We start from the raw sequence: 20,625 nt of genomic DNA on the forward strand, positions 1-20,625 counted from the left end.
AAGGCTCTCCGGTGCGGCCTGAGTGTCCACAGAAGCTAGTTTATATCTCCAGACTTTTCAAGGAGTTCCAGCGCGTCGTGCAGGGACTCGACAATCGGAATGCCCAATTTTCGTGTTTCAGAGGTCGGGGTCTTGATGTCCGGAACCATGATGACCCGGCAACCTGCTGCATGGGCTGCCTGTACGCCGAAATCCGAATCTTCCAGGACAATGCAGTTGTCTGCTGCAATACCAAGCTTCGTGAGCGCAGCCAGATAGATGTCCGGAGCCGGTTTGGGGTGGGAGATTTCATCGCCGCAAACGATAAACTGAAAACGTTTCAGCAAGCCGGCATGTTCAAGATGATGCAGGGCGATGTGGCGGCGGGTGGAGGTGGCTACGGCCTTGGGAACGTGGTTCGTTTCCAGCCATTCCAGCAGTTCGAGTACACCTGTCTTGAGCGGGATGGGCGCGGCGTGGGAGCGCTCCAGATAAATTTCGTGACACAGGCTGTGAATGTGCTCGGATGGATAGTCCGGGCCGAAGCGTTCGGTCAGCCAGGCTTGGGTTTTGCTGGAGTGCATGCCAACCATGCCGAGAATGGCCTCTTCATGAAGCGGTGCCCCCAACCGGCCGGCGGCTTCTTTCCAGCAATCCAGCGCCAGGCGCTCACTGTCCAGCATCAAACCGTCCATATCGAAAATGGCGGCCAGAATCGGGGCCGAGGGGCTTGCAGTTTTGCTCCGGGGTTGTTGCAATGTACTCAAGACGAATTTTCCTGCAAAAAACATGAAAAAAAAGTTCACCAAAGACAATGCGTGTCCCTGTGGCAGCGGCAAGCCCTATGCTGCATGTTGCGAGCCGTATCATGTCGGCACTGTACCTCAGGATGCGGTCACGCTGATGCGGTCCCGTTACACAGCATATGTATTTCAACTGGAAGCATACCTGTTGGCTACATGGCATGCGAGCACGCGACCGGCATCTCTGGACTTGGCTGATGATGCGGGGATCAAATGGATCAGCCTGCAAGTGGAGGGCGCTGGCAGCTCTGAAAATTCAGCCTGGGTTCAATTTACCGCGCGCTACAAGGTGAACGGCAAGGCCGGGAAAATGACTGAAAAAAGCCGTTTCGTGAGGGAAGAGGCGCGCTGGTATTACGTCGATGGTGATGTGACTTGACGCCAGTTATGTAGTCCGTGTGAAAAAATACCCATCGATATTGCGTAGTAATCCTACATTTTTGTTGATTTGTATTCTCCCGTTTGATACATTGACTCCATCGCCCACCTGCAAGGGTGGGTGTACTGATAGTTAGCTTTGTGGTTGCCACAAATCCAACTCTCTTCTCCTCCTAATTGAGCCCGGTTCGCAAAACGAATCGGGTTTTTTTTGTCCGAAAGATCGGCGCATGATGCTCGGAAAATAGTCAATGGCTATTGCCGAAATGAAAACTATTGATTTGACTCTATGTGGCGGCCGTCTAAACTTGGCACTGTTCCCATCCAATAAACCACAGGAGATTCATCATGGGCGTACTCGTAGGCAAACCGGCACCGGATTTCACCGCAGCAGCTGTTCTCGGCAATGGGCAGATCGTTGAGAGTTTCAACCTGAAAACGGCGATCAAGGATAAATATGCGGTCCTGTTCTTTTATCCCCTGGATTTCACATTTGTGTGCCCGTCTGAACTGATTGCTTTCGATCATCGCATGGCGGATTTCAAGAAACACAATGTCGAGGTGATCGGTGTTTCGGTCGATAGCCACTATACCCACAATGCCTGGCGCAATACCCCTGTGGAAAAAGGCGGCATCGGCCCGGTCGGGTACACGCTGGTCGCCGACATCAAGCATGAGATTGCCCAAGCCTATGATGTTGAGGCCGCCGCTGGCGTGGCTTTCCGTGCAACATTCCTGATCGACCGCAGCGGTATCGTGCAGCACCAGTATGTGAACAACCTGCCGCTCGGTCGCAATGTCGACGAAACCCTGCGTCTGGTAGATGCGCTGCAGTTTACGGAAGATCACGGCGAGGTTTGCCCGGCCGGTTGGCAGAAGGGCAAGGCCGGGATGAAGGCTTCGCCGGAAGGTGTGGCCAAGTACCTGGCGCAGAACGCAGGAGAGCTTTGATTGCGGTGAGCCCCATCACTGTTTCCATGTAACGAAAAACGGCAACCACTCGGTTGCCGTTTTTTTGAATCATGAATCAGTTCCAGAGCTCAAACACCGAGCTCTTCAACCCAAGCCAGTGCTTGGACATGTGCGCGGTTCAGGATTTCCGGAGTGACCAGAAGCTGTTCGCACAGACGCGGCACTTCTGTCATGTCCGGGTCCTCGCATGCTTCTGCAAGTTCCAGATACGGTCCGTACATGCCGGTACGTTCAAGAAGTGCATCGCAGACGGGCTCCGGAAGAATCAGTGTTTCCAGAATCTTGTCCATGGGCATGTCGAGCAGGACATCCAGCAGCGAGAACATCCCGACAATGAACAGGTTGTCTTTTTCGTGTCCATCGAGGAAGTGCCCACCCAAGAGCTCGACCAGACGCCCGCGCGTGACCGCAGTCTTGAGCAAAGCTGGTGCGGTGCCGGTTTCCGCTCCGGCTGTCACTAGCAAGAGAGTCAGCCAGCGATACAGCTTCTGGTAGCCCAAGATGGTTACTGCATGGCGGAACGACTGAATTTCGCAAGAAAGCCCGAACCCGGCCGAGTTGATGTAGCGCAGCAGCTTGAAGGAGAGTGCCACATCTCGCTTGAGGGCATTCTCGATATCGCGAATTTCCGCATTGTTCCGCAACATGTTGAGCAGGTTGAGGATATTGGCATAGCTCGGATTGATGACCTTGGCTGACAGCGTTTCGGGGTGCGCAAAGTAGAAGCCCTGGAAACAATCAAAGCCGATATCAAGACACTGCTTGAACTCGTCTTTGGTTTCCACCTTTTCGGCAACCTGCAGGACGGGAAATTTGCGCAGTTCCCGGGAAATGGCAGGAATCTGGGACAGGCCGACTTGCTGGATATCGAGCTTGATGTAGTTTGCAAATTCCAGAAATTCTGCCGACTGAGGTGTCAGTACAAAATCGTCGAGCGCAATGCTAAAACCTTGCGCGCGCAAATCTTTGAGGCGCTCCAGTAGTTCGGGCGACGGTTTTGTCGTTTCAACGATTTCCAGAACGACGCGTTGCGGTTGCAGCAATTCCAGGAAATTGCTTTCCAGCATGGATTCGGCAACGTTCACGAAGGCCAGTTTGCCGCCGACCAGCCAGTCCGCCCCCATGTTGGAGAGCGTATTGACCAGCACATTCGTACCAGCCTGAATGTCGCTTGAAAACTCGGCCGACACGGCGTCACCCGATAGCCGGAACAACAACTCATAACCGATGATTTGTTGTTGGCGGTTCAAAATGGGCTGGCGGCCGATAAATGCAGTTTCTTGCGTCATTCTGTCGACATGGGAGGCTTTGCCTCCCCATGCTCCGATTTGTTGAAAGAATATTTATACCGGGGATGTTTTCATTCCGGTACGAATTTCAGGCAATTTTTTCTGTCAAAAAGCGCCCGGTCTTGATGGCGGAGCTGTCCGCATTGGTTGAAGCGAGCAGATCCTCCATGTCGAGCACCAGAACGATGGAGCCGTCGCCAGAAAGTGTTGCGCCCGCAACTCCCTTGGGCCGGATATTCTGCAACGGTTTGATAACCACATCATCCCGTCCGACAAAACTGTCTACAGCCAGAATGAAGGAATGTTCTGCAGTCTGCATCAACACGCCAAAGCTGGGCAGATGATCTTCCGGCCAACCCAGCAATCCGGCCAGCGACCGAACAGAGAGTATCTCGTCGCGTACCACAATGGTGGCGCGCCCGGAAACTTCCTGAATGCTGTCTGATCGGACCGGGATGATTTCCCGGACCATGGCTAGCGGTACGGCAAAGGGCTGGTCCATGACCTTGACCACCAAGACTGGCAGGATAGCCAGTGTGAGCGGCAGGGAAATGGTGAAGCGCGAACCTTCCCCGGATACGGACTGAATGTCGATCCGGCCATTGAGTTTCTGGATGTTGGTGCGAACCACATCCATGCCAACACCTCGGCCCGAGATGCTGGAAATCTGATCCTTGGTCGAGAAACCCGGCATGAAAATGAGCTGCAGGCTTTGCTTGTCATCCAGGCTGTTTGCGGCTTCAAGATCAATAAGTCCCTTTTCGACCGCTTTGCGACGGATGACATCGGGGCGCATGCCTTTGCCGTCGTCGGTAATCTCAATCAGGATATGATCGCCGACCTGTGTGGCGGTGAGTTCGACCACAGCCTTGGGGGGTTTCCCTGCAGCAATGCGTTCTTCGATGGTTTCCACGCCATGGTCGACGGCGTTGCGAACCAAGTGGACCAGAGGATCGTTCAGATCCTCCAGCATGGTTTTGTCCAGCTCTGTTTCTTCGCCGGAGATCACCAGTTCGACATCCTTTCCGAGCTGGCGAGCCAAGTCTCGCGCCAAACGCGGGTATTTCTGGAACAGCCGCCCTATTGGCTGCATCCGGGTCTTCATGACCGCGTTTTGCAGGTCGCTGACGAGCAAGTCGAGTTGGCCAATGGCTTCATCCAACGCTTTCAGAGTGTTGGGGTCCATTTTTCCGGACAAAATATCCGTGCGTAAAGTGGTCAGGCGGTTTTTGGTCAGGCCGATTTCGCCAGACAGATTCAGCACTTGGTCGAGCCGGGCTGTGTCGATGCGAATAGTCGTTTCCTGGGCAGCCAGCTGCTGGCCGGTGGAGGCTTGCGATTTGGCGCTGGCGACGGGCGCAGGGGCGGCGGGTACCGGTTTGAGTGCTTGCATCGGGTCGGCCAGAACCGGCTTGGCCGGCGGTTGTGGAGCGTCGACAACAGTTTCGATTTTCATTGGCGCTACCTCAAGCACGGGCGAGACTGGGGCAGGGGTCTTTTCCGTCAGGGCTTCATATAGTTGTTGCCAGTCCGGGCCTTCATCTGCAGAGATGGGCTGGGCTTGGCTGGTGGCCTGAGCGGGGGCCTGTACCGGGACCGCTTCCACTTTTGTTTCTTCATCGGATGAATGCGCAGCCGGAGACTTGCCCTGCAGCACATCGTCAAGTGCTGCGAGAATGGCAGGATCGGCTGCGGTTGGCATGCGTGCCATCGAAAGAGCTGCAAACATATCCCGTACGACTCCTGTCGCGGCCAGGATTACATCCATCAGTTCCAGCGTGAGCTCGATTTCATTGTTTCTTAGCTTGTCGAACAGGTTTTCAGTGCGATGACAAAGGCTGACCATCGGATCGACATTGAGGAACCCGGCTCCACCCTTGATGGTATGGAAGCCGCGAAAAATATCGTTCAACAACGCTTTGTCGTTTGGGCGCTTCTCCAATTCGACCAGTTTGTTGTCGACGTCAGCCAAGAGATCTGATGCCTCGGTCAGAAAATCCTGCAGGAGGTCATCCATTCCGGAAAAATCGCTCATGTTAGCCTCCTTGGCCTTGTTTCTCAGAAGCCCAAGCTTTCAAGCAGGTCATCTACTTGTTCCTGGTTGGTGACCACGTCAGTCCGCCCCTCGGCTTTGACAACCGGACCGTTCAAAAGAGAAGTGTCCTCGTGTTTGGCACCTTGGGGGGAGAACATCAGCAGAAAATCGAGCAGATGCTGCTCCATGTCCTTGGACATGGTCAGAATTTTCTTGATGACCTGGCCAGTCAGATCCTGGAAGTCTTGCGCCATCATGATTTCCAGCAACTGGTTGCTGATCTGGTTCGAGTGATCGACAGTGGTGTTGAGATGGGTGCGCGTTTTTTCGACCAGTGCCTTGAATTCCTCCACCGACAACTGGTTGGCAAATAATTTGTCCCACTGCGCTGACAGATTGCGGGCATTTTCGCTGATGCCGTCCTGCAAGGGTTTTGCGACGTCAAGGGCATTCAGAGTGCGCTCGGCGGCTTGTTCGGTCATCGTTGCGACATAGGACAGCCGATCACGGGCATCCGGAATCTCGGAAGCTGCTTTTTCCAGCGATTTGTCAAGTCCGAGCTCGCGCAATGTGTCGTGCAGCTTGCGGGTCAATTGCCCAATATGGGAGAACATGGAGCGTGCAGGCTCGGCCATTTCTTGAACCGCGGGCGGCGTTACATGCTCTACAGAGGGTGTGGTGTCTGTGGCAGGAGCCGCAGGGGGGGGCGCTGAGCTGGTTTGCTGATTGGCATGCAAAATGCTGTCAAACAGTGCTTCGAGATCTGCCGAGTCGCCTGAATTGAGGGCCTGATTACTCACTGTTGCCTCCTCTGTTTCTGTTTTATTGGTTACTTGCCCATTGTGGCGAAGACTTTTTTGAGCTTTTCGTCAAGTGTCGCGGCAGTGAATGGCTTGACAATGTAGCTGCTGGCGCCCGCTGTGGCCGCCTCAATGATGTTTTCTTTCTTGGCTTCCGCCGTCACCATCATGACGGGGAGGTGTTTGAGTTGCGCGTCTGCACGAATGGCTTTCAGCAACTCAATGCCTGTCATGTTGGGCATGTTCCAGTCGGTGACTACGAAATCGAACTGGCTATTCTTAAGTTTGTGCAGAGCCACTTGCCCATCCTCTGCCTCATCGACGTTGGAAAAGCCCAGTTCTTTCAAAAGGTTCCGGACGATGCGACGCATGGTGGAAAAATCGTCCACCACGAGAAAGCGCATGTTCTGATCTGACATTTCCTGCTCCCGGGGAGGCGGTCATATTCGCCTCGTTTTGAAAATTGACTATTTATGGCTTATGGCACCGACTACTCAACCCGTGAGCAGAGGTGTCAGTGTATCGGCCAAAATAAGCGGGTCAAATTTTGCCACATAGGCATCGACTCCCACACTTGCGCCCATTGCCCTGTTGGCATTGGACGACAGTGATGAATGCATGACGACCGGGATGCCCTTGAAACGCTGGTCGGACTTGATGTGCTTGGTCAGGACGTAACCGTCCATTTCGGGCATTTCCGCATCGACCAGAATCAATTTCAGTTTGTCATGCAACGATTCGCCATCGTGCATGGCACGGTTGGCGAGCGCCTGGAGTTTTTCCCACGCCTCCAAGCCGTTGTTGGCCTGATTGTATTTGACGCCGATTTTATCGAGTACGCTAACGATTTCCTTGCGTGCGACAACAGAGTCGTCAACAAAGAACATGAATGTGTCCGGGTCTATACCGGAGGGCGGCAATTCTGGAATCACTTTTTCTCCAATGACGCTGGCAAGGATTTGTTCGACGTCAAGGATCGATACCAGTTTCCCGTCTGGAAGTTCGGTGATTGCCGTGATCAGCGCCTGGTTGCCCGAGAGCATGGATTCCGGTGCCCTGACCTTATCCCAGTCGACCCGGATGATGCGATCCACTTCGTGGACAAGGAAGGCTTGGGTGTGCTTGGAAAACTCGGTCACGATCATGGTACTTGTGGCATCTGCGCCGGGGGGGGCATCAGTGGCGATAAACTTGGAGAGGGCGATCACCGGGATGATGTTTCCGCGCAGCGAGATCACGCCCTCCACGCCCAGTGGCATGTTGGGTGTCTTGGTGATTTTCGGGGTTTGCGATACTTCGCGTACCTTGAAAACGTTGATGCCAAAAATTTCACGCGTGCCCAAGGAAAACAGCAGGATCTCCATCTTGTTGGAGCCTGCGAGCTTTGTTCTTGCGTCTACGCTTTCGAGCAAGTTGCCATGTTGGCTGGAATTCGACATAGGGGTCTCCGCTGAGATATGTCCAGTCAGATCTGGTCTCGCAACAGGTACTCTGCAATCATTTCCGAGAGTTTGTGCGGTTCAAATTTGGGTACATAGCCATCGACACCGACGGATTGCCCCAGCTTCTGGTTGGAAAATCCGGACAGGGAGGAGTGCATGATAACCGGTATGCCGGCGAAACGAGGATCGCCCTTGATCATCTTTGTCAGCATGTAGCCGTCCATTTCCGGCATTTCTACGTCGGTCAGAATGAGCTGAACCAGATCTTTGGCCTGTTTTCCCTGCAGTTCGGCTGCTTGAGCCAGACGCAGTAACTCGTCCCAGGCGCGCTTGCCGTTGATCGCATGCATGTGGTGGACGCCCATGGCGTCCAGCGTCATTTCGATCTGTTTTCTTGCGACGATGGAGTCGTCGGCAAAGAAAACCGTCTTGTTCGTGATCTTGCTGTTCTTGATGACCAAGCTTTCGTCAATGTAATCACCGGTGCCGGATGTTTCCGCCAGAACCTTTTCAACATCCAGCATCATGACCAAACGACCGTTTTCCAGCTCAGTCACGGCGGTTACCAGCCCCCCCATCTGCGCGGTGAGGATGTCCGGGGGGACGCGCATGGAAGACCAGTCCAGGCGCAAAATGGTGTCGACGGCCTCTACAAGGAAGCCTTGGGTGTGGCCGTTGTATTCGGATACGACCATGATATCGGGTTTGTTTTCGGTGATGACGCCGGTGTACTTGGCCAAGTCGATGACCGGAACCAGTTGGCCACGCAGGCTGACCATGCCTTCGACGGAAGGTGGCATGTCGGGGGCCATGGTAATTTCCGGGGTACGCATGACTTCGCGTACCTTGAAGACGTTGATGCCGAAGGTTTCGCGCCTGCCCGTGCGCTGATCCAGACCCAACGAGAACAGCAGGATCTCGAGCTTGTTCGTGCCAGCAAGCTTGGTGCGGGCGTCGATTTTCTTCAAGAGGTCAGACACAACATTCTCCTCTGGTGTGGATGATGACGCATATGGGTAATGCGGAGATCATATCCAACCGGCCAGTAATTTTCTATTACAGTATCTACTTTATTTCGATTTTAATGTTGCTTTTAAGGGCTTCGCCTGAGTGCTTGAACCGGGCTCAAATCAAGGCTGGAAGCGGCATCTAGGGTCTTTATAATGCATATCATCCAAATCAACAAGGAGTACGGCTCATGAGTCCGGAAGGCCTGAATCTGGCCCCCAAGGAGTTGGAGGCAGCCTTTTCCTTGTTTACTGAAGCATCGCGGCAGTTGTCTGAATCGTATGCCGAGCTTCAGCAGCAAGCGGTGTCGTTGACGGCGCAACTGGAAATCGCCAATGGTGCCTTGCGCCGTGAATATGAAGAAAAAGCTGCATTGTCGCGGCGCTTGACGCTTCTTCTGGAGAGTTTGCCCGCTGGCGTGATGGAGCTGGATGCTGATGGCGTTATCGTTGAGGCCAACCCGGCAGCCAGAAAGCTTTTGGGAGATGATGTCGTTGGCCGTTCCTGGCGGAAGATCAAGGAGGAGCGGTTTTCGGCAACGCCGGAAACCGATTTGCTGCGTTACCGGAGTGGTGAATCAGCCCAAATTCGGCATCTGTCTCTTGTCGAAAGCGATATCCCGGAGGGCGGGGCGCGACTGGTATTGATCCACGATTTGACGGAATCCTGGGAGTTGCAACAGGCGCTGGCCCGGCATCAGCGTCTGGCTGCCATGGGGGAAATGGCTGCGGGGCTGGCGCATCAATTGCGAACCCCGCTTGCTACTGCACTACTTTACGCGGGGCATTTTGCTCGCCCTGTGCTGGCGGACTCCGATCGGGTGCGTTTTGCCGGAAAAATGCTTGACCGGTTGAATCATCTTGAAGCGTTGATTGGAAACATGTTGCTGTTTGTTCGGGGGCAGGCTCAGGAGCTTGAAGCAATTCCGATCCAGTCCCTGCTGGAAGAGGCTGTTCATACGGTATTGCCTCAGTTCGAAAAAGATAATGTGCTCTTGTTATTCCACGATGTCGGAGAAGAGGCGCTCGTTCGTGTAAACCGTAAAGAAATGGTTGGAGCGCTGGTCAATCTACTCGATAATGCTCGTCTTGCATCGAGGCCAAGCCAGCAGGTTAAGCTGGATTTGTCTTGGCATGAGGATTCGGTGGTTGTCAGTGTGGTCGATGAAGGGTGTGGCATGACGCGTGAGGTATTGTCGCGCCTGTTCGATCCGTTTTTTACCACCAGGAAAGAAGGCACGGGCCTCGGTTTGGCGATTGTAAGGAATCTGATGGCGGTTTATGGCGGGGATGTCAGTGCTGAATCGGTGCCGGGGCAGGGGAGTGTCCTCAGAATTCGGTTGCCAGTCATCGACCCGGCGTCTAAGTTGTGAATAGCAAGTCGTCTGGGGTTTTGTTGCATCGAATCAAGTTCAGATTATTGGGAAGGTTAAGCCGACATGTTGCCGACTGTAGAGATCCAAGGTGAGGTTGGGCGGGTGATTTTGACCGGGCAGTTCGATTTCAGCTCCCATAGAGAGTTTCGTCAGGTTTGCGAGACGTTGATCGCCAACCCTAATGTCCGGGAGTTGTTGATCGACTTCCAGAATGTGGTTTATCTGGATAGTTCCGCGCTCGGTATGCTTCTGCTTCTCAAGGAAAAAATTGGCGCGGCCAGCAAGAGCCTGGCGCTTGTCAATTGCCGCGATGCGGTGCGACAGGTTTTGGAAATTGCTTGTTTTGGCAAGATTTTTACCATCCGTTAGCGATGGTTGCCCGGCTGATGCATGGATGAAAAATTGCCCCATCCTTGCATTTCTGGTCACACCTCGAGAGTCGAATTAAAAGCCGGCACGAACTCACTTCCCATGAGAATTCTCGTTGTTGACGATACCGAAGCCATGTTGCTTCTCATGACCCGTTTTGTCGGAGCCTTGGGTCATGAGGCCATTCCTGCCCGAAACGGATTGGAAGCTGTCGAAGTTTGGCGGAAAGAGCGGCCCGAGCTGGTTCTGATGGATATCATGATGCCGGTCATGTCTGGACCGGAGGCTGCTGTTGTCATCAAGGACGAGGCTGGAGAGACATGGGTTCCGATTGTCTTTGTGACGGGGGTGGGCGAAGAAAATACCCTGGCCGAGGCCATCGAGCGCGCTGCTGACGATTACATCCACAAACCGGTCAATTTTCGGGTGCTGGAGGCCAAGCTCAAGGCATTCGGCCGGACTTTGGAGCTTAATCGCAAGGTGCGGGAGCAGTCTGCCAAGCTGGCGGATTATTACGACCGGGCCGAAGAAGAAAAAAGGGTTGTCCGTCATTTGATGGAGCAGATGGTCAATGCCGATCGTCTTGCAGATCCCTCGCTTGAATATTGGCTTACTCCGGCGGAGAGTTTGTCGGGAGACCTGATCGCTGCCGCACGAACGCCCGGAACGATTTTGCACGTCATGCTGGCCGATGGTATCGGTCATGGCATAACTGCGGCGCTGAATGTATTGCCGTTGACCCAGCCTTTCTACAGTATGACCGAAAAGGGGTATGCCATTCCGGATATCCTGGTGGAAATGAACGACAAGATCCGGCAGGTTTTGCCAGTCGGACGTTTTGTGGCTGTGACCCTGCTGGCGATCAATGAAATCGATGGCTGTATAGAAATATGGAACGGCGGCATGCCTGAATTGCAGGTGCTGAACCGGGCCGGAGAGGTGGTTCATGCCTGCAAGTCTTTCAGCTTGCCTTTGGGTGTGGTGCCGAGCCATGTCATGGATTTCATGCCGGAGCGTTTTTATTTCAGCGAGCCGGGCTATGTTTTGGCCTATTCCGACGGGCTGATCGAAGCGCGCAATGCGCAGGGGCAGGAATTTGGCTTGTCCCGTTTGATGGAACGCCTGCAAGGTTCGGATGCTGCTGCACGAATGCATTCGGTTCAGCAGTCTTTCGCTGATTTCCTGGGGGGGCTACCGCACCATGATGATGTTTCGATGGTGCTGGCCAGCTTCGGCGAAAAACGCTGCGTCCCGACTCAGGTGGCTGTTTCCGGCGAAGCCGCGACGATCGCTTCGCGGTTGCCTTCTGTTGCGGCTGAGGACGAGGATGTGCTTTGGCGTTATACCTTGATTCTCGGGGCTAACGAATTGAAATACGTCAATACGGTTCCTTTCATGATGTCGTTCGTGAGTTCGATCCACGAATTAGCCAGGAACGCATCGGATATTTTTCTCATCCTGAACGAGCTCTTTGTCAACGCGCTGGACCACGGTGTCCTGGGGCTGGAGTCGACCCTGAAGAATGGTGCCGATGGCATGGAGCAATATCTGCTGGAGCGGGTGCGTCGGCTGTCCGATTTGCAGGAGGGGCGTATCGAGATTGATCTGATCGGTCTGCAGCAGGAAACCGGTCATGTGCTGCGGGTTTGCGTGAAGGATAGCGGAGCGGGGTTTGACTGGCAGAGAATCAGGGAAAGAGACCCTCTGAAACAGGCGTATGGAAGAGGTATCGCCTTGGTTCAGTCTTTGTGTGTGAGTCTGCAGTATCATGGGTCTGGCAATGAAGCGATTGCCTATTATGTGCCGCACAATGCTTGAAACCGGGGCACGATTGCCCTGGCGGGACTGTGTCCGGCCCCGTGCGTGGTTCGGAAGCCGCATGTATTCTCCGTGCATTCCGGTTTTTTAGGGGGCGCTTCTTCGTCCCGTTGGCTGTTGTTCACGGCGGATTGTTAGCTGGCGCCTGGAAGAGATTTGATTGGGGGGGGTGTTGGTTTTGTTATTGGATTGTGGTGTGGTGAGGCTGGCATGACGCCCAAACAGGATGGTGATTTTCGTTCTTTGGCGGCGCGCATGGGGGATCTGATACACGACGTGGCGCAAACGGTTGAACCGAGTTACACGGCAGATGTTGTCCTGCAAAGGAAAATTCGACATGCGCCCCGTTCCGAGAAACTCATCATTGTTGGCGCCTCGACTGGCGGGACGGAAGCGCTCAAGACCTTCCTGATGATGATGCCGGCGGAATGCCCGGCTATCCTGATTGCCCAGCATATGCCGGAAATGTTCACCAAGTCATTTGCCTCCCGTCTGGATGGCTTGTGCCGCATTCGTGTTAAGGAGGCTGAAGACCGGGAGGTGATTCAGCCGGGTTGTGCCTATGTGGCACCGGGGCATTTGCACCTGATGCTGGGGTATTCGGGAGCCGCATATGTCTGCGAGCTTTCCGATGCACCACCGGTGAATCGGCATCGCCCCTCGGTGGATGTCCTGTTCCGCTCCGCAGCCAATGTTGCAGGCCGCAATGCGATCGGCGTCATTTTGACGGGGATGGGCAAGGATGGGGCCGCAGGCATGCGGGAGATGAAGGATGCCGGGGCATACAACTATGCGCAGGATGAAAAAACCTGCGTGGTGTTTGGCATGCCCAAGGAGGCCATTGCACGCGGCGGGGTGGACGAAGTATTGCCCATCGACCAGATTGCTCCGCACATATTGCACGGGTTGGCGCTCGGGCGTGGAAGCAAAACATGACAATGCCGGTTTTGATTGTTGAGGATGATGATGCCCTTCGGGAGGCGCTGTCGGATACGCTGATGCTTGGAGGTCATGCCGTTGTAACCGCGGAGGATGGCTCCAGCGCATTGATGCTATTGGAAACCACGCGGGTGGGGTTGGTGCTTTCCGACGTGCAGATGCAACCCATGGATGGTGAAACCCTGTTGCGGGAGATCAAGTTGCGCTATCCGTGGCTGCCTGTCATGTTGATGACAGCCTACGGGGTGATCGACAAGGCTGTTGCCGCGTTGCATGCAGGGGCGTGCCATTATTTGCCCAAACCTTTCGAGCCGGAAAAGCTGCTTCAGGAAGTCGCCAAATATCTCTTGCCGGACGGGCTGGATGACGAGCTGATTGCCGAAGATCCCGCCATGCGCAACTTGCTGGATATGGCCCGCCGCGTGGCATTGTCGGATGCCTCGGTTCTGATTACGGGGGAATCCGGCGTGGGGAAAGAGGTGTTGGCGCGTTATATCCATCGCAACAGTGATCGCGCGGCCAAGCCGTTCGTGGCCATCAACTGCGCGGCGATTCCGGAACAGCTGCTCGAATCGACACTGTTTGGCCATGAAAAAGGTGCATTTACCGGCGCTGCTGCCCAGCATGTCGGCAAGTTTGAGCAAGCGCAGGGTGGTACCTTGCTGCTGGATGAAATTACCGAAATGCCGCTTTCGCTGCAGGCCAAACTTTTGCGTGTATTGCAGGAGCGGGAGTTGGAGCGGGTAGGCGGTTCGCGCCCGATTGCTCTGGATATCAGGGTGCTGGCAACATCGAATCGCGATGTATCGGCCGAGGTGGCCGCAGGCAAGTTTCGCGAAGATTTGTACTACCGATTGAATGTCTTTCCTTTGCATCTTCCTGCGTTGCGCGAACGGCCGGACGATATTCTGCCGCTGGCCCGTGCCATGATGGTTCGTCATGCCGCTCGGCAGAAGCGCAGGGTTCCTGTCCTGTCGGATGCCGCTCAGGCGCGGCTGGCAGGCTATGCGTGGGAAGGTAATATCCGCGAGCTGGACAATGTGGTGCAGCGGGCGTTGATACTCGCTCCCGGCGATACGGTGGGTGTAGAGCACCTGTATTTGCCGGAAGTGCCGGCAAGAATTGCCGTTGCGGCCGAAGTGCAGAAGACGGAAGGGGAACCAACAGCGGTTCTGGATATCAAAGAATTGGAGAAGCGCCATATTCTCGAAACTTTGCATGCAGTAGGGGGTGTGCGCAAGCTGGCAGCAGAAAGGCTCAACATGAGCGAGCGGACTTTGCGCCACAAATTGCAGCAATATCGCGAGCAAAACGGGGATTTGCACATTTGACTTGCATCTGGCGCAGGAATTGCTTGCCGCCAGAGTGATTCGCCCCATACAATTTTGCTTGGAAGGATAGGCAGGACATGAGTAGCGTTCAGGGTATTGACCAACTGTTGGGAGAGCTCAGGTCGGCAGCTTCGCTTGCGGCCGGGCAGGGTGCAGCGGCGGCTCCGGAAGGTGCGGATGCTCCCGATTTCAGCCAAGTACTCAAACAGTCGGTCGACCAGGTCAATCGGATGCAGATGGAAGCGCAGGACAAGCAAACGGCTTTTCAGTCCGGCGCTCCGGGGGCGGACCTGCAGGATGTGATGGTATCCCTGCAGAAGGCTAGTCTCAGTTTCCAGACCATGGTTCAGGTGCGTAACAAGCTCGTCACTGCCTATCAGGAAATCATGAACATGCAGGTGTGATCCTGGCTTCGGCTCGGGATAAACTGCGGGCGACAGTATCGGCGAGGATATGGCAGAAGCGGGCGTAACTGCGCAACGCAATCCGGGGACAGGCATGGATGGAGTCCGTCAGCGTTTGGGGGCGCTCTCCGGGGCTCGTCGCGTCGCGCTCATGGTGGGCGCCGCAATGGCCATTGCCTTGATCGCCGGCCTGTTCCTCTGGTCGCGTGAACCTTCATGGAAAATTCTCTTCTCCAACGTGCCGGATAAAGAAGGCGGCGCGATCGTTCAATCCCTGCAACAGATGAATGTGCCGTACAAGCTGGATGCAGGCGGCACCATCCAGGTTCCTTCCGACAAAGTCTACGATGCCCGCCTCAAGCTGGCGGCGCAAGGCTTGCCCAAAGCGGGCGGCGTCGGATTCGAGCTCATGGACAACCAGAAGTTCGGCATTTCCCAGTTCGCCGAGCAGGTCAATTATCAGCGGGCGGTGGAGGGCGAATTGGCCCGCTCCATCGAAACGATTTCCGCCGTGGAACGCGCACGGGTCCATCTGGCTTTTCCAAAGCAAACCGTTTTTCTGCGCGATCAGCAAAAGCCCTCGGCGTCGGTTGTCCTGACTCTGCGGCGAGGCCGCCAGATCGATAACGCTCAGGTTGCGGGGATCGTGCATCTGGTCTCGTCCAGTGTTCCAGACTTGCCGATCCAGAACGTCAAGCTGGTCGACCAGAATGGCAATCTGCTCTCGCGCGGCATCAACGAGCGTACCCATCTGGATCCCAACCAGTTGCAGTATGTACAACTGGTAGAGCGCGGTTTTGTCGATCGGATCGAAACCATCCTGTCTCCGATCGTGGGGCGGGAAAATTTGAAAGCTGAAGTCACAGCGCAGCTGGATTTCGCTGAAATCAACGAGACCTCCGAGAAATTCCGTCCGAATGGCCCGCCTAATATCGCGGCCATACGCAGCCAGCAGACGCTGGAGCAGCAAGGGCGTACCGGCAACGAAGTTGCCGCAGGCGTTCCAGGTGCGCTTTCCAACCAGCCGCCGGGGGCGGCCACTGCGCCGATTACGGCACCCGTAGCGTCTGCGGCTTCGGCAGTGGAAAGCACGACAAGCGCGAATTCGCGCAAGGAAGCGACGACCAATTACGAACTGGACAAGACGATCCAGCACGTCAAGCAGCCGGTTGGCGGTGTCAAACGCTTGTCCGTGGCCGTGGTCGTCAATTACAAGGCAACCAAGAACCAGGATGGCCAGGATGTAACCGGCCCGTTGTCGCAGCAGGAAATGGATCAGATATCGGCGCTGGTGCGTGAAGCGGTGGGCTATAACCAGCAACGTGGCGATACCGTCAATGTTGTCAATGCCGCATTTGCCAAACCTGCGCCTGAAGCACCTCCGACGGTCAGCGGCCGGGCCGTGGATTACGTCAAGACCAACACCATCGAAGTCGCAAAGGTGGCGCTGATTGCCTTGGTGGTGTTGTATCTGCTCTTCTTCGTAGTGCGACCGTTGATGAAGGACATGAGCCGTACGCGGGAAGCCGCTCGTACGATCGATCTGGAGATTGGCCACGAAGAAGAAGAGCGAGTCTCGCCGTTCGAAGCCGCCAGAATGGCAGAGAGCGAGGAAGATCAGGTGCGGATGTCTGCCTTTGCAGACCTTCTGCAACAAGCCAAGGAGGTGGCGAAGAACGATCCGCGCATGGTGGCGACCATTCTGCGCGAATGGATGGCCAGTGGCGAAGAAAGCGGCGGAGACGCCAACAAGAAGGGGTGACGTATGGCTGCCAACATGAACGAAGACGGCGTGCGCAAGGGGTCCATACTGCTCATGACGCTGGGGGAAGAGGCTGCCGTCGAGGTGTTCAAATACCTCGGTCCCAAGGAAGTGCAAAGACTCGGCTTTGCCATGGCGGGCATGGAGAACGTGACGCGCGAGGAGGTTGATCAGGTCTTGGGCGATTTCATCTCGTCCACGCAAAACCGCGCGAATCTGGGGGCGGCCGACGAATATATCCGTTCGGTACTGACCAAGGCGCTGGGCACTGACAAGGCCGCCAACCTGCTCGACCGGATTCTGCAGGGGAACGACAACAACGGCATCGAATCGCTCAAGTGGATGGATTCGATTGCAGTTTCCGAGCTCATCAAGAACGAACACCCCCAGATCATTGCCACAATTTTGGTACATCTGGAGCCGGATCAGGCATCCGAAGTGTTGAGCAACTTTGTCGAACGCCTGCGTAACGATGTCCTGCTGCGCATTGCTACACTGGAAGGTATCCAGCCGGCCGCCCTGAAGGAGCTCAACGATGTGTTGACGCAGCTTCTTTCCGGCTCGGACAAAATCAAGAAAAGTGCCATGGGGGGCGTCAAGATTGCCGCCGAAATCCTCAACTTCATGGGCGGCGTGGTCGAAGCCTCTGCAATTTCCAATATCCGCGAATATGACCCGGAGTTGGCCCAGAAGATCCAGGACAAGATGTTCACTTTCGACAACGTGCTGGATATCGACGATCGGGGGATTCAGATGCTGTTGCGGGAAGTCCAGTCCGACCAGCTCATCGTGGCGCTCAAGGGAACCAGTCAGGCGCTTCGGGAGAAGATTTTCAAGAACATGTCGCAGCGCGCAGCCGAAATGCTGCGCGAAGACCTGGAGGCCAAAGGACCTGTCAAGCTTTCCGAAGTCGAGGCCGAGCAGAAGGAAATCCTCAAGATTGTGCGTCGTTTGGCCGACGAAGGCCAGATCGTTCTGAGTGGCAAGGGCGAAGAGGGCCTGGTCGAATGATCCGGGCGAAAGGATAGTTGGCTGTGGCCGGATCGAATACCGGGCGCGTTATTCCGCGCGAAGAACTTTCCGATTTTCAGCGCTGGCAGTTCAGTTCCCTGCTGGAGACGCCTGTTTCTCCTGTGCGGGAGGAGGCGCAGCCCCAATCCGTACCTGAGGAGGTGCTGCCTGAACCTGTGCCGGACTTGCCCTCGCCTGTGGAGGAGGCTTTTTCTGTACTCCCGGAGTCCGGGCTCGCCTTGCCCACGGCAGAGGAAATCGAGGCCATCGAACGCCAGGCTCAGGAAGAAGGGTACCAAACTGGCTTGGCCGCCGGCCGGCTGGCGGCCGAGTCCGAAGTCAACCGGCTGCGGGCGTTGTTGGGCGATATGGAGGCAGCCTGCAAGGATGTCGAGACGCGTATCGCCAATGATGTGCTCGATCTGGCGCTGATGATCGCCCGGCAGATGGTGCGGGAAGAAGTGCGCGCCGACCGTACGCGGGTTTTTCCGCTGATTCGCGAGGCGGTCGCCGGTTTGCCTGCCGTCAAGGGGCCGTCGCGTTTGTTGCTGAATCCGGAAGACCTGACTGCGGTCAACGTGTTGCTGGCGGGGGAGTTATCCGGAGACTATTGGCGCCTTGCGCCGGATCCAACCCTGCCGCCGGGCAGTTGCCGTATTGAAACACCCGATTCCTCGGTAGACCTTACCATGACAGCGCGCTGGCGCAACCTTTTGCGCGTGTTGGGACGAAACCGTCACGATGATCTTGATTGGCGCGAGGAAGACGCTCCGTTTGCTTCGGGCTCCCATGTCGACGCCGATTGACCGCATTCATCAGTATTTTTCCGATTGCCAAGAGGCCGTGAGCTGGATGCGGCCCTGGTTGCCGCGTGGGCGTTTGACCCGGGTTTCGGGGCTGGTCCTTGAGGTGGTGGGCTTGCGGCTGCCGATCGGCATGTCCTGCGATGTCATGACGCCAGGAGGCGGCTCGGTCGAGGCTGTCGTGGTCGGTTTTCAGGAAGACCGGCTGTTTCTGATGCCGATCGCCGAAGTGTATGGTGTCGAACCCGGAGCCGAGGTGGTGCCGCATGAAGATGTGGCTGCCTGGGTGCCGGAGTACGGTCGGGAACGACGGATTCAGCGTCGTCTGGAGGACCATGGCCGGCAGGTGCCCGTGGGATGGCGCCTGCTTGGCCGGATTCTGGACGGTTTGGGGCGTCCGCTTGATGGCAAGGGGCGGCTTGAGCATGAAGCCTACATGCCCCTTTTTGCCCGGCCGTTCAATCCGATGAACCGCGAACCGGTGCGCCAGCCGCTCGATGTGGGCGTGCGGGCGATCAATGCCATGCTGACTGTGGGACGCGGACAGCGTCTGGGCTTGTTTGCCGGGTCCGGCGTTGGCAAGTCGGTTTTGCTGGGCATGATGGCGCGCTATACCACGGCCGATGTGGTTGTCGTTGGCCTGATTGGCGAGCGTGGGCGCGAGGTCAAGGATTTTATCGAGAACATCCTTGGTGCCGAAGGCCGGGCGCGCTCCGTTGTAGTTGCGGCTCCTGCTGATACCCCTCCGCTGCTGCGTCTCTATGGCGCAGCTTATGCGACCAGTATTGCCGAGTATTTTCGTAATGAGGGCAAGAATGTCTTGCTGATCATGGATTCGTTGACGCGCTATGCCATGGCGCAGCGCGAAATTGCCCTGGCGGTGGGCGAACCCCCTGCGACCAAAGGCTACCCACCTTCCGTTTTTGCCCGTCTTCCGCAGTTGGTCGAACGAGCCGGTAACGGCCCGGAAGGCGGCGGATCGATTACTGCTTTCTACACCGTGCTGTCCGAGGGCGACGATCAGCAAGATCCGATCGCCGATGCGGCCCGGGCTATCCTGGATGGCCACTTTGTACTGTCGCGTCAACTAGCCGAGGCCGGGCACTACCCCGCGATCGACATCGAAGCCTCAATCAGTCGCGTGATGCAAGACATCGTGCCGCCGAACGAGTTCGAGATGGTGCGGCGCTTCAAGTATCTTTATTCCCGGTACCAGCGCAGCCGCGACCTGATCAGTGTCGGCGCGTATGTCCCCGGATCCGATCCGGTGCTGGACGAAGCCATCCGGCGCCACCCCTCGTTTGAAGCGTTTTTGCAGCAGGCAATCCACGAGCGTGAGAGCGCAGACGGTGCCAGAATGAAACTGGCGCAACTGTTTGCGCTTTGAGAGGTAGTTCGTTTTGGCTGAGTTCCGTTTTGCCACCCTGTTGCAACTGGCTATCGATGAGCGCGAAGAAGCAGCCAACCGGCTGCAGGCCGCGCAGGGGCGCTGGCTGGCCGCACGAGCCAAGCTCGAACAGGTCGAATCCTTCCGCGCCGACTACCGGGCTCGCCTGACCAGCAACGGGCAGAGCGGGATGACCGTGACACAGTGGCGGGATTTCCAGTTGTTCCTCGGCAAGCTGGATGCCGCAGCCGATCAGCAGGCTGAAGATGTCGCGCGGCAGGAGGCGAGCTATCAACAAGCTTTGGCGGCTTGGCAAGAATGCGAAAAAAAAGTGAAGGGTTTCGAGACGCTCAAGGAGCGGCACGAAGCAACCGAACAGCGCAAGGAATTGCGCCGGGAGCAGAAGATGCTGGATGAATTCAATACCAGCCGCCCCCGTCCGCCGCGCGAGTGAATGCAGGACGAGGTTCGCTTGTCTTGCGAGCCCGGAGGCCGCATAATCCACGCCGCAAAGCTTGGAAGTCCCGACCTGTTTCCGACGTCCCCATAGTTAAATGGATATAACGAGCCCCTCCTAAGGGCTAGTTACAGGTTCGATTCCTGTTGGGGGCGCATTCCATGTCTGGCCTCGCCTGCTAAACCCGTGAGTGTCTGGACACACGGGTTTTTTTGTTTTCTTCGTCAAAACCGCCCTCTGCCATGGCCGGCACGAGGAGCCTG

General features: G+C 56.0%; 20 protein-coding genes and 1 tRNA gene. 14 read left to right on the top strand and 7 right to left on the bottom strand.

Annotation, left to right across the window (positions count from 1 at the left end; translation table 11 throughout):
* Positions 1-35: 35 nt before the first annotated feature.
* Entirely contained in the window at positions 36-746 is a 711-nt protein-coding gene (locus BMZ36_RS10410; RefSeq protein ID WP_177187855.1) for an HAD family hydrolase, read from the bottom strand.
* Between the two features lie 22 nt (positions 747-768).
* Here BMZ36_RS10410 and BMZ36_RS10415 point away from each other — a divergent pair, with 22 nt between their 5' ends.
* On the top strand, positions 769-1,161 hold the full coding sequence (locus tag BMZ36_RS10415) for a YchJ family protein (protein ID WP_091195751.1): 393 nt from the start codon (positions 769-771) through the stop codon (positions 1,159-1,161).
* Positions 1,162-1,508: 347 nt separating this feature from the next.
* Entirely contained in the window at positions 1,509-2,111 is a 603-nt protein-coding gene (locus BMZ36_RS10420; RefSeq protein WP_091195754.1) for a peroxiredoxin, read from the top strand.
* 89 nt (positions 2,112-2,200) lie between these two features.
* On the opposite strand, the gene BMZ36_RS10425 is transcribed toward BMZ36_RS10420, so the two are convergent.
* The 6 genes from BMZ36_RS10425 to BMZ36_RS10450 form a co-directional block, all read right to left on the bottom strand.
* Positions 2,201-3,421 (bottom strand): EAL and HDOD domain-containing protein, encoded by a 1,221-nt coding sequence (locus BMZ36_RS10425; RefSeq protein WP_091195758.1) that lies wholly within the window; start codon positions 3,419-3,421, stop codon positions 2,201-2,203.
* An 88-nt stretch (positions 3,422-3,509) separates the two neighbouring features.
* A complete protein-coding gene (locus tag BMZ36_RS10430) occupies positions 3,510-5,456 on the bottom strand; it encodes a chemotaxis protein CheA (RefSeq protein ID WP_091195762.1) in 1,947 nt (648 codons plus the stop codon).
* A gap of 23 nt (positions 5,457-5,479) precedes the next feature.
* Entirely contained in the window at positions 5,480-6,091 is a 612-nt protein-coding gene (gene cheZ / locus BMZ36_RS10435; RefSeq protein WP_281242245.1) for a protein phosphatase CheZ, read from the bottom strand.
* Between the two features lie 194 nt (positions 6,092-6,285).
* Positions 6,286-6,675 carry a chemotaxis response regulator CheY gene (gene cheY, locus BMZ36_RS10440; RefSeq protein ID WP_177187856.1) on the bottom strand — a complete coding sequence of 130 codons (390 nt, stop codon included), beginning with the start codon at positions 6,673-6,675 and terminating at the stop codon, positions 6,286-6,288.
* Between the two features lie 75 nt (positions 6,676-6,750).
* Positions 6,751-7,695 carry a chemotaxis protein gene (locus BMZ36_RS10445; protein WP_091195773.1) on the bottom strand — a complete coding sequence of 315 codons (945 nt, stop codon included), beginning with the start codon at positions 7,693-7,695 and terminating at the stop codon, positions 6,751-6,753.
* A 26-nt stretch (positions 7,696-7,721) separates the two neighbouring features.
* Complete coding sequence (locus BMZ36_RS10450) at positions 7,722-8,678, bottom strand: chemotaxis protein (protein WP_091195777.1); 957 nt, start codon at positions 8,676-8,678, stop codon at positions 7,722-7,724.
* Positions 8,679-8,896: 218 nt separating this feature from the next.
* Here BMZ36_RS10450 and BMZ36_RS10455 point away from each other — a divergent pair, with 218 nt between their 5' ends.
* From BMZ36_RS10455 to BMZ36_RS10510, 12 genes are all read left to right on the top strand, one after another.
* Positions 8,897-10,078: a sensor histidine kinase gene (locus tag BMZ36_RS10455; protein WP_091195781.1), complete on the top strand. Its 1,182-nt coding sequence runs from the start codon at positions 8,897-8,899 to the stop codon at positions 10,076-10,078.
* A gap of 66 nt (positions 10,079-10,144) precedes the next feature.
* Positions 10,145-10,450, top strand: a complete 306-nt coding sequence (locus BMZ36_RS10460) for an STAS domain-containing protein (RefSeq protein WP_091195784.1) — start codon at positions 10,145-10,147, stop codon at positions 10,448-10,450.
* A 21-nt stretch (positions 10,451-10,471) separates the two neighbouring features.
* On the top strand, positions 10,472-12,268 hold the full coding sequence (locus tag BMZ36_RS10465; protein WP_091195787.1) for a fused response regulator/phosphatase: 1,797 nt from the start codon (positions 10,472-10,474) through the stop codon (positions 12,266-12,268).
* Positions 12,269-12,478: 210 nt separating this feature from the next.
* Positions 12,479-13,204, top strand: a complete 726-nt coding sequence (locus tag BMZ36_RS10470; RefSeq protein ID WP_091195790.1) for a chemotaxis protein CheB — start codon at positions 12,479-12,481, stop codon at positions 13,202-13,204.
* Positions 13,201-14,538, top strand: coding sequence for a sigma-54-dependent transcriptional regulator (locus BMZ36_RS10475; RefSeq protein ID WP_091195794.1), 1,338 nt, complete (start codon positions 13,201-13,203; stop codon positions 14,536-14,538). Before BMZ36_RS10470 ends, BMZ36_RS10475 begins: the two co-directional genes overlap by 4 nt.
* 77 nt (positions 14,539-14,615) lie before the next feature.
* Positions 14,616-14,942, top strand: a complete 327-nt coding sequence (gene fliE / locus BMZ36_RS10480; RefSeq protein WP_091195799.1) for a flagellar hook-basal body complex protein FliE — start codon at positions 14,616-14,618, stop codon at positions 14,940-14,942.
* A gap of 94 nt (positions 14,943-15,036) precedes the next feature.
* Positions 15,037-16,704 (top strand): flagellar basal-body MS-ring/collar protein FliF, encoded by a 1,668-nt coding sequence (fliF, locus tag BMZ36_RS10485; RefSeq protein WP_218142701.1) that lies wholly within the window; start codon positions 15,037-15,039, stop codon positions 16,702-16,704.
* Between the two features lie 3 nt (positions 16,705-16,707).
* Positions 16,708-17,715 carry a flagellar motor switch protein FliG gene (fliG, locus tag BMZ36_RS10490; RefSeq protein ID WP_245747889.1) on the top strand — a complete coding sequence of 336 codons (1,008 nt, stop codon included), beginning with the start codon at positions 16,708-16,710 and terminating at the stop codon, positions 17,713-17,715.
* Positions 17,716-17,738: 23 nt separating this feature from the next.
* Positions 17,739-18,521 (top strand): flagellar assembly protein FliH, encoded by a 783-nt coding sequence (locus BMZ36_RS10495; protein WP_143086034.1) that lies wholly within the window; start codon positions 17,739-17,741, stop codon positions 18,519-18,521.
* Positions 18,505-19,905, top strand: coding sequence for a flagellar protein export ATPase FliI (gene fliI / locus BMZ36_RS10500; RefSeq protein WP_091195815.1), 1,401 nt, complete (start codon positions 18,505-18,507; stop codon positions 19,903-19,905). Before BMZ36_RS10495 ends, fliI begins: the two co-directional genes overlap by 17 nt.
* Before the next feature lie 13 nt (positions 19,906-19,918).
* Positions 19,919-20,359 (top strand): flagellar export protein FliJ, encoded by a 441-nt coding sequence (fliJ, locus tag BMZ36_RS10505; RefSeq protein WP_091195819.1) that lies wholly within the window; start codon positions 19,919-19,921, stop codon positions 20,357-20,359.
* A gap of 86 nt (positions 20,360-20,445) precedes the next feature.
* A tRNA-Arg gene (locus BMZ36_RS10510) sits at positions 20,446-20,517 on the top strand.
* Positions 20,518-20,625 lie beyond the last annotated feature (108 nt).

Source organism: Formivibrio citricus (genome assembly GCF_900115065.1).
In the GTDB taxonomy this organism is placed as follows: domain Bacteria; phylum Pseudomonadota; class Gammaproteobacteria; order Burkholderiales; family Chitinibacteraceae; genus Formivibrio; species Formivibrio citricus.

Excerpts from the sequence above, each read along its gene's own strand:
- BMZ36_RS10415 (WP_091195751.1), top strand. The coding sequence starts at position 769 with ATGAAAAAAAAGTTCACCAAAGACAATGCGTGTCCCTGTGGCAGCGGC.
- BMZ36_RS10420 (WP_091195754.1), top strand. The coding sequence starts at position 1,509 with ATGGGCGTACTCGTAGGCAAACCGGCACCGGATTTCACCGCAGCAGCT.
- BMZ36_RS10425 (WP_091195758.1), bottom strand. The coding sequence starts at position 3,421 with ATGACGCAAGAAACTGCATTTATCGGCCGCCAGCCCATTTTGAACCGC.
- BMZ36_RS10430 (WP_091195762.1), bottom strand. The coding sequence starts at position 5,456 with ATGAGCGATTTTTCCGGAATGGATGACCTCCTGCAGGATTTTCTGACC.
- cheZ (WP_281242245.1), bottom strand. The coding sequence starts at position 6,091 with ATGGCCGAGCCTGCACGCTCCATGTTCTCCCATATTGGGCAATTGACC.
- cheY (WP_177187856.1), bottom strand. The coding sequence starts at position 6,675 with ATGTCAGATCAGAACATGCGCTTTCTCGTGGTGGACGATTTTTCCACC.
- BMZ36_RS10445 (WP_091195773.1), bottom strand. The coding sequence starts at position 7,695 with ATGTCGAATTCCAGCCAACATGGCAACTTGCTCGAAAGCGTAGACGCA.
- BMZ36_RS10455 (WP_091195781.1), top strand. The coding sequence starts at position 8,897 with ATGAGTCCGGAAGGCCTGAATCTGGCCCCCAAGGAGTTGGAGGCAGCC.
- BMZ36_RS10460 (WP_091195784.1), top strand. The coding sequence starts at position 10,145 with ATGTTGCCGACTGTAGAGATCCAAGGTGAGGTTGGGCGGGTGATTTTG.
- BMZ36_RS10465 (WP_091195787.1), top strand. The coding sequence starts at position 10,472 with ATGGATGAAAAATTGCCCCATCCTTGCATTTCTGGTCACACCTCGAGA.
- BMZ36_RS10470 (WP_091195790.1), top strand. The coding sequence starts at position 12,479 with ATGACGCCCAAACAGGATGGTGATTTTCGTTCTTTGGCGGCGCGCATG.
- BMZ36_RS10475 (WP_091195794.1), top strand. The coding sequence starts at position 13,201 with ATGACAATGCCGGTTTTGATTGTTGAGGATGATGATGCCCTTCGGGAG.
- fliE (WP_091195799.1), top strand. The coding sequence starts at position 14,616 with ATGAGTAGCGTTCAGGGTATTGACCAACTGTTGGGAGAGCTCAGGTCG.
- fliF (WP_218142701.1), top strand. The coding sequence starts at position 15,037 with ATGGATGGAGTCCGTCAGCGTTTGGGGGCGCTCTCCGGGGCTCGTCGC.
- fliG (WP_245747889.1), top strand. The coding sequence starts at position 16,708 with ATGGCTGCCAACATGAACGAAGACGGCGTGCGCAAGGGGTCCATACTG.
- fliI (WP_091195815.1), top strand. The coding sequence starts at position 18,505 with ATGTCGACGCCGATTGACCGCATTCATCAGTATTTTTCCGATTGCCAA.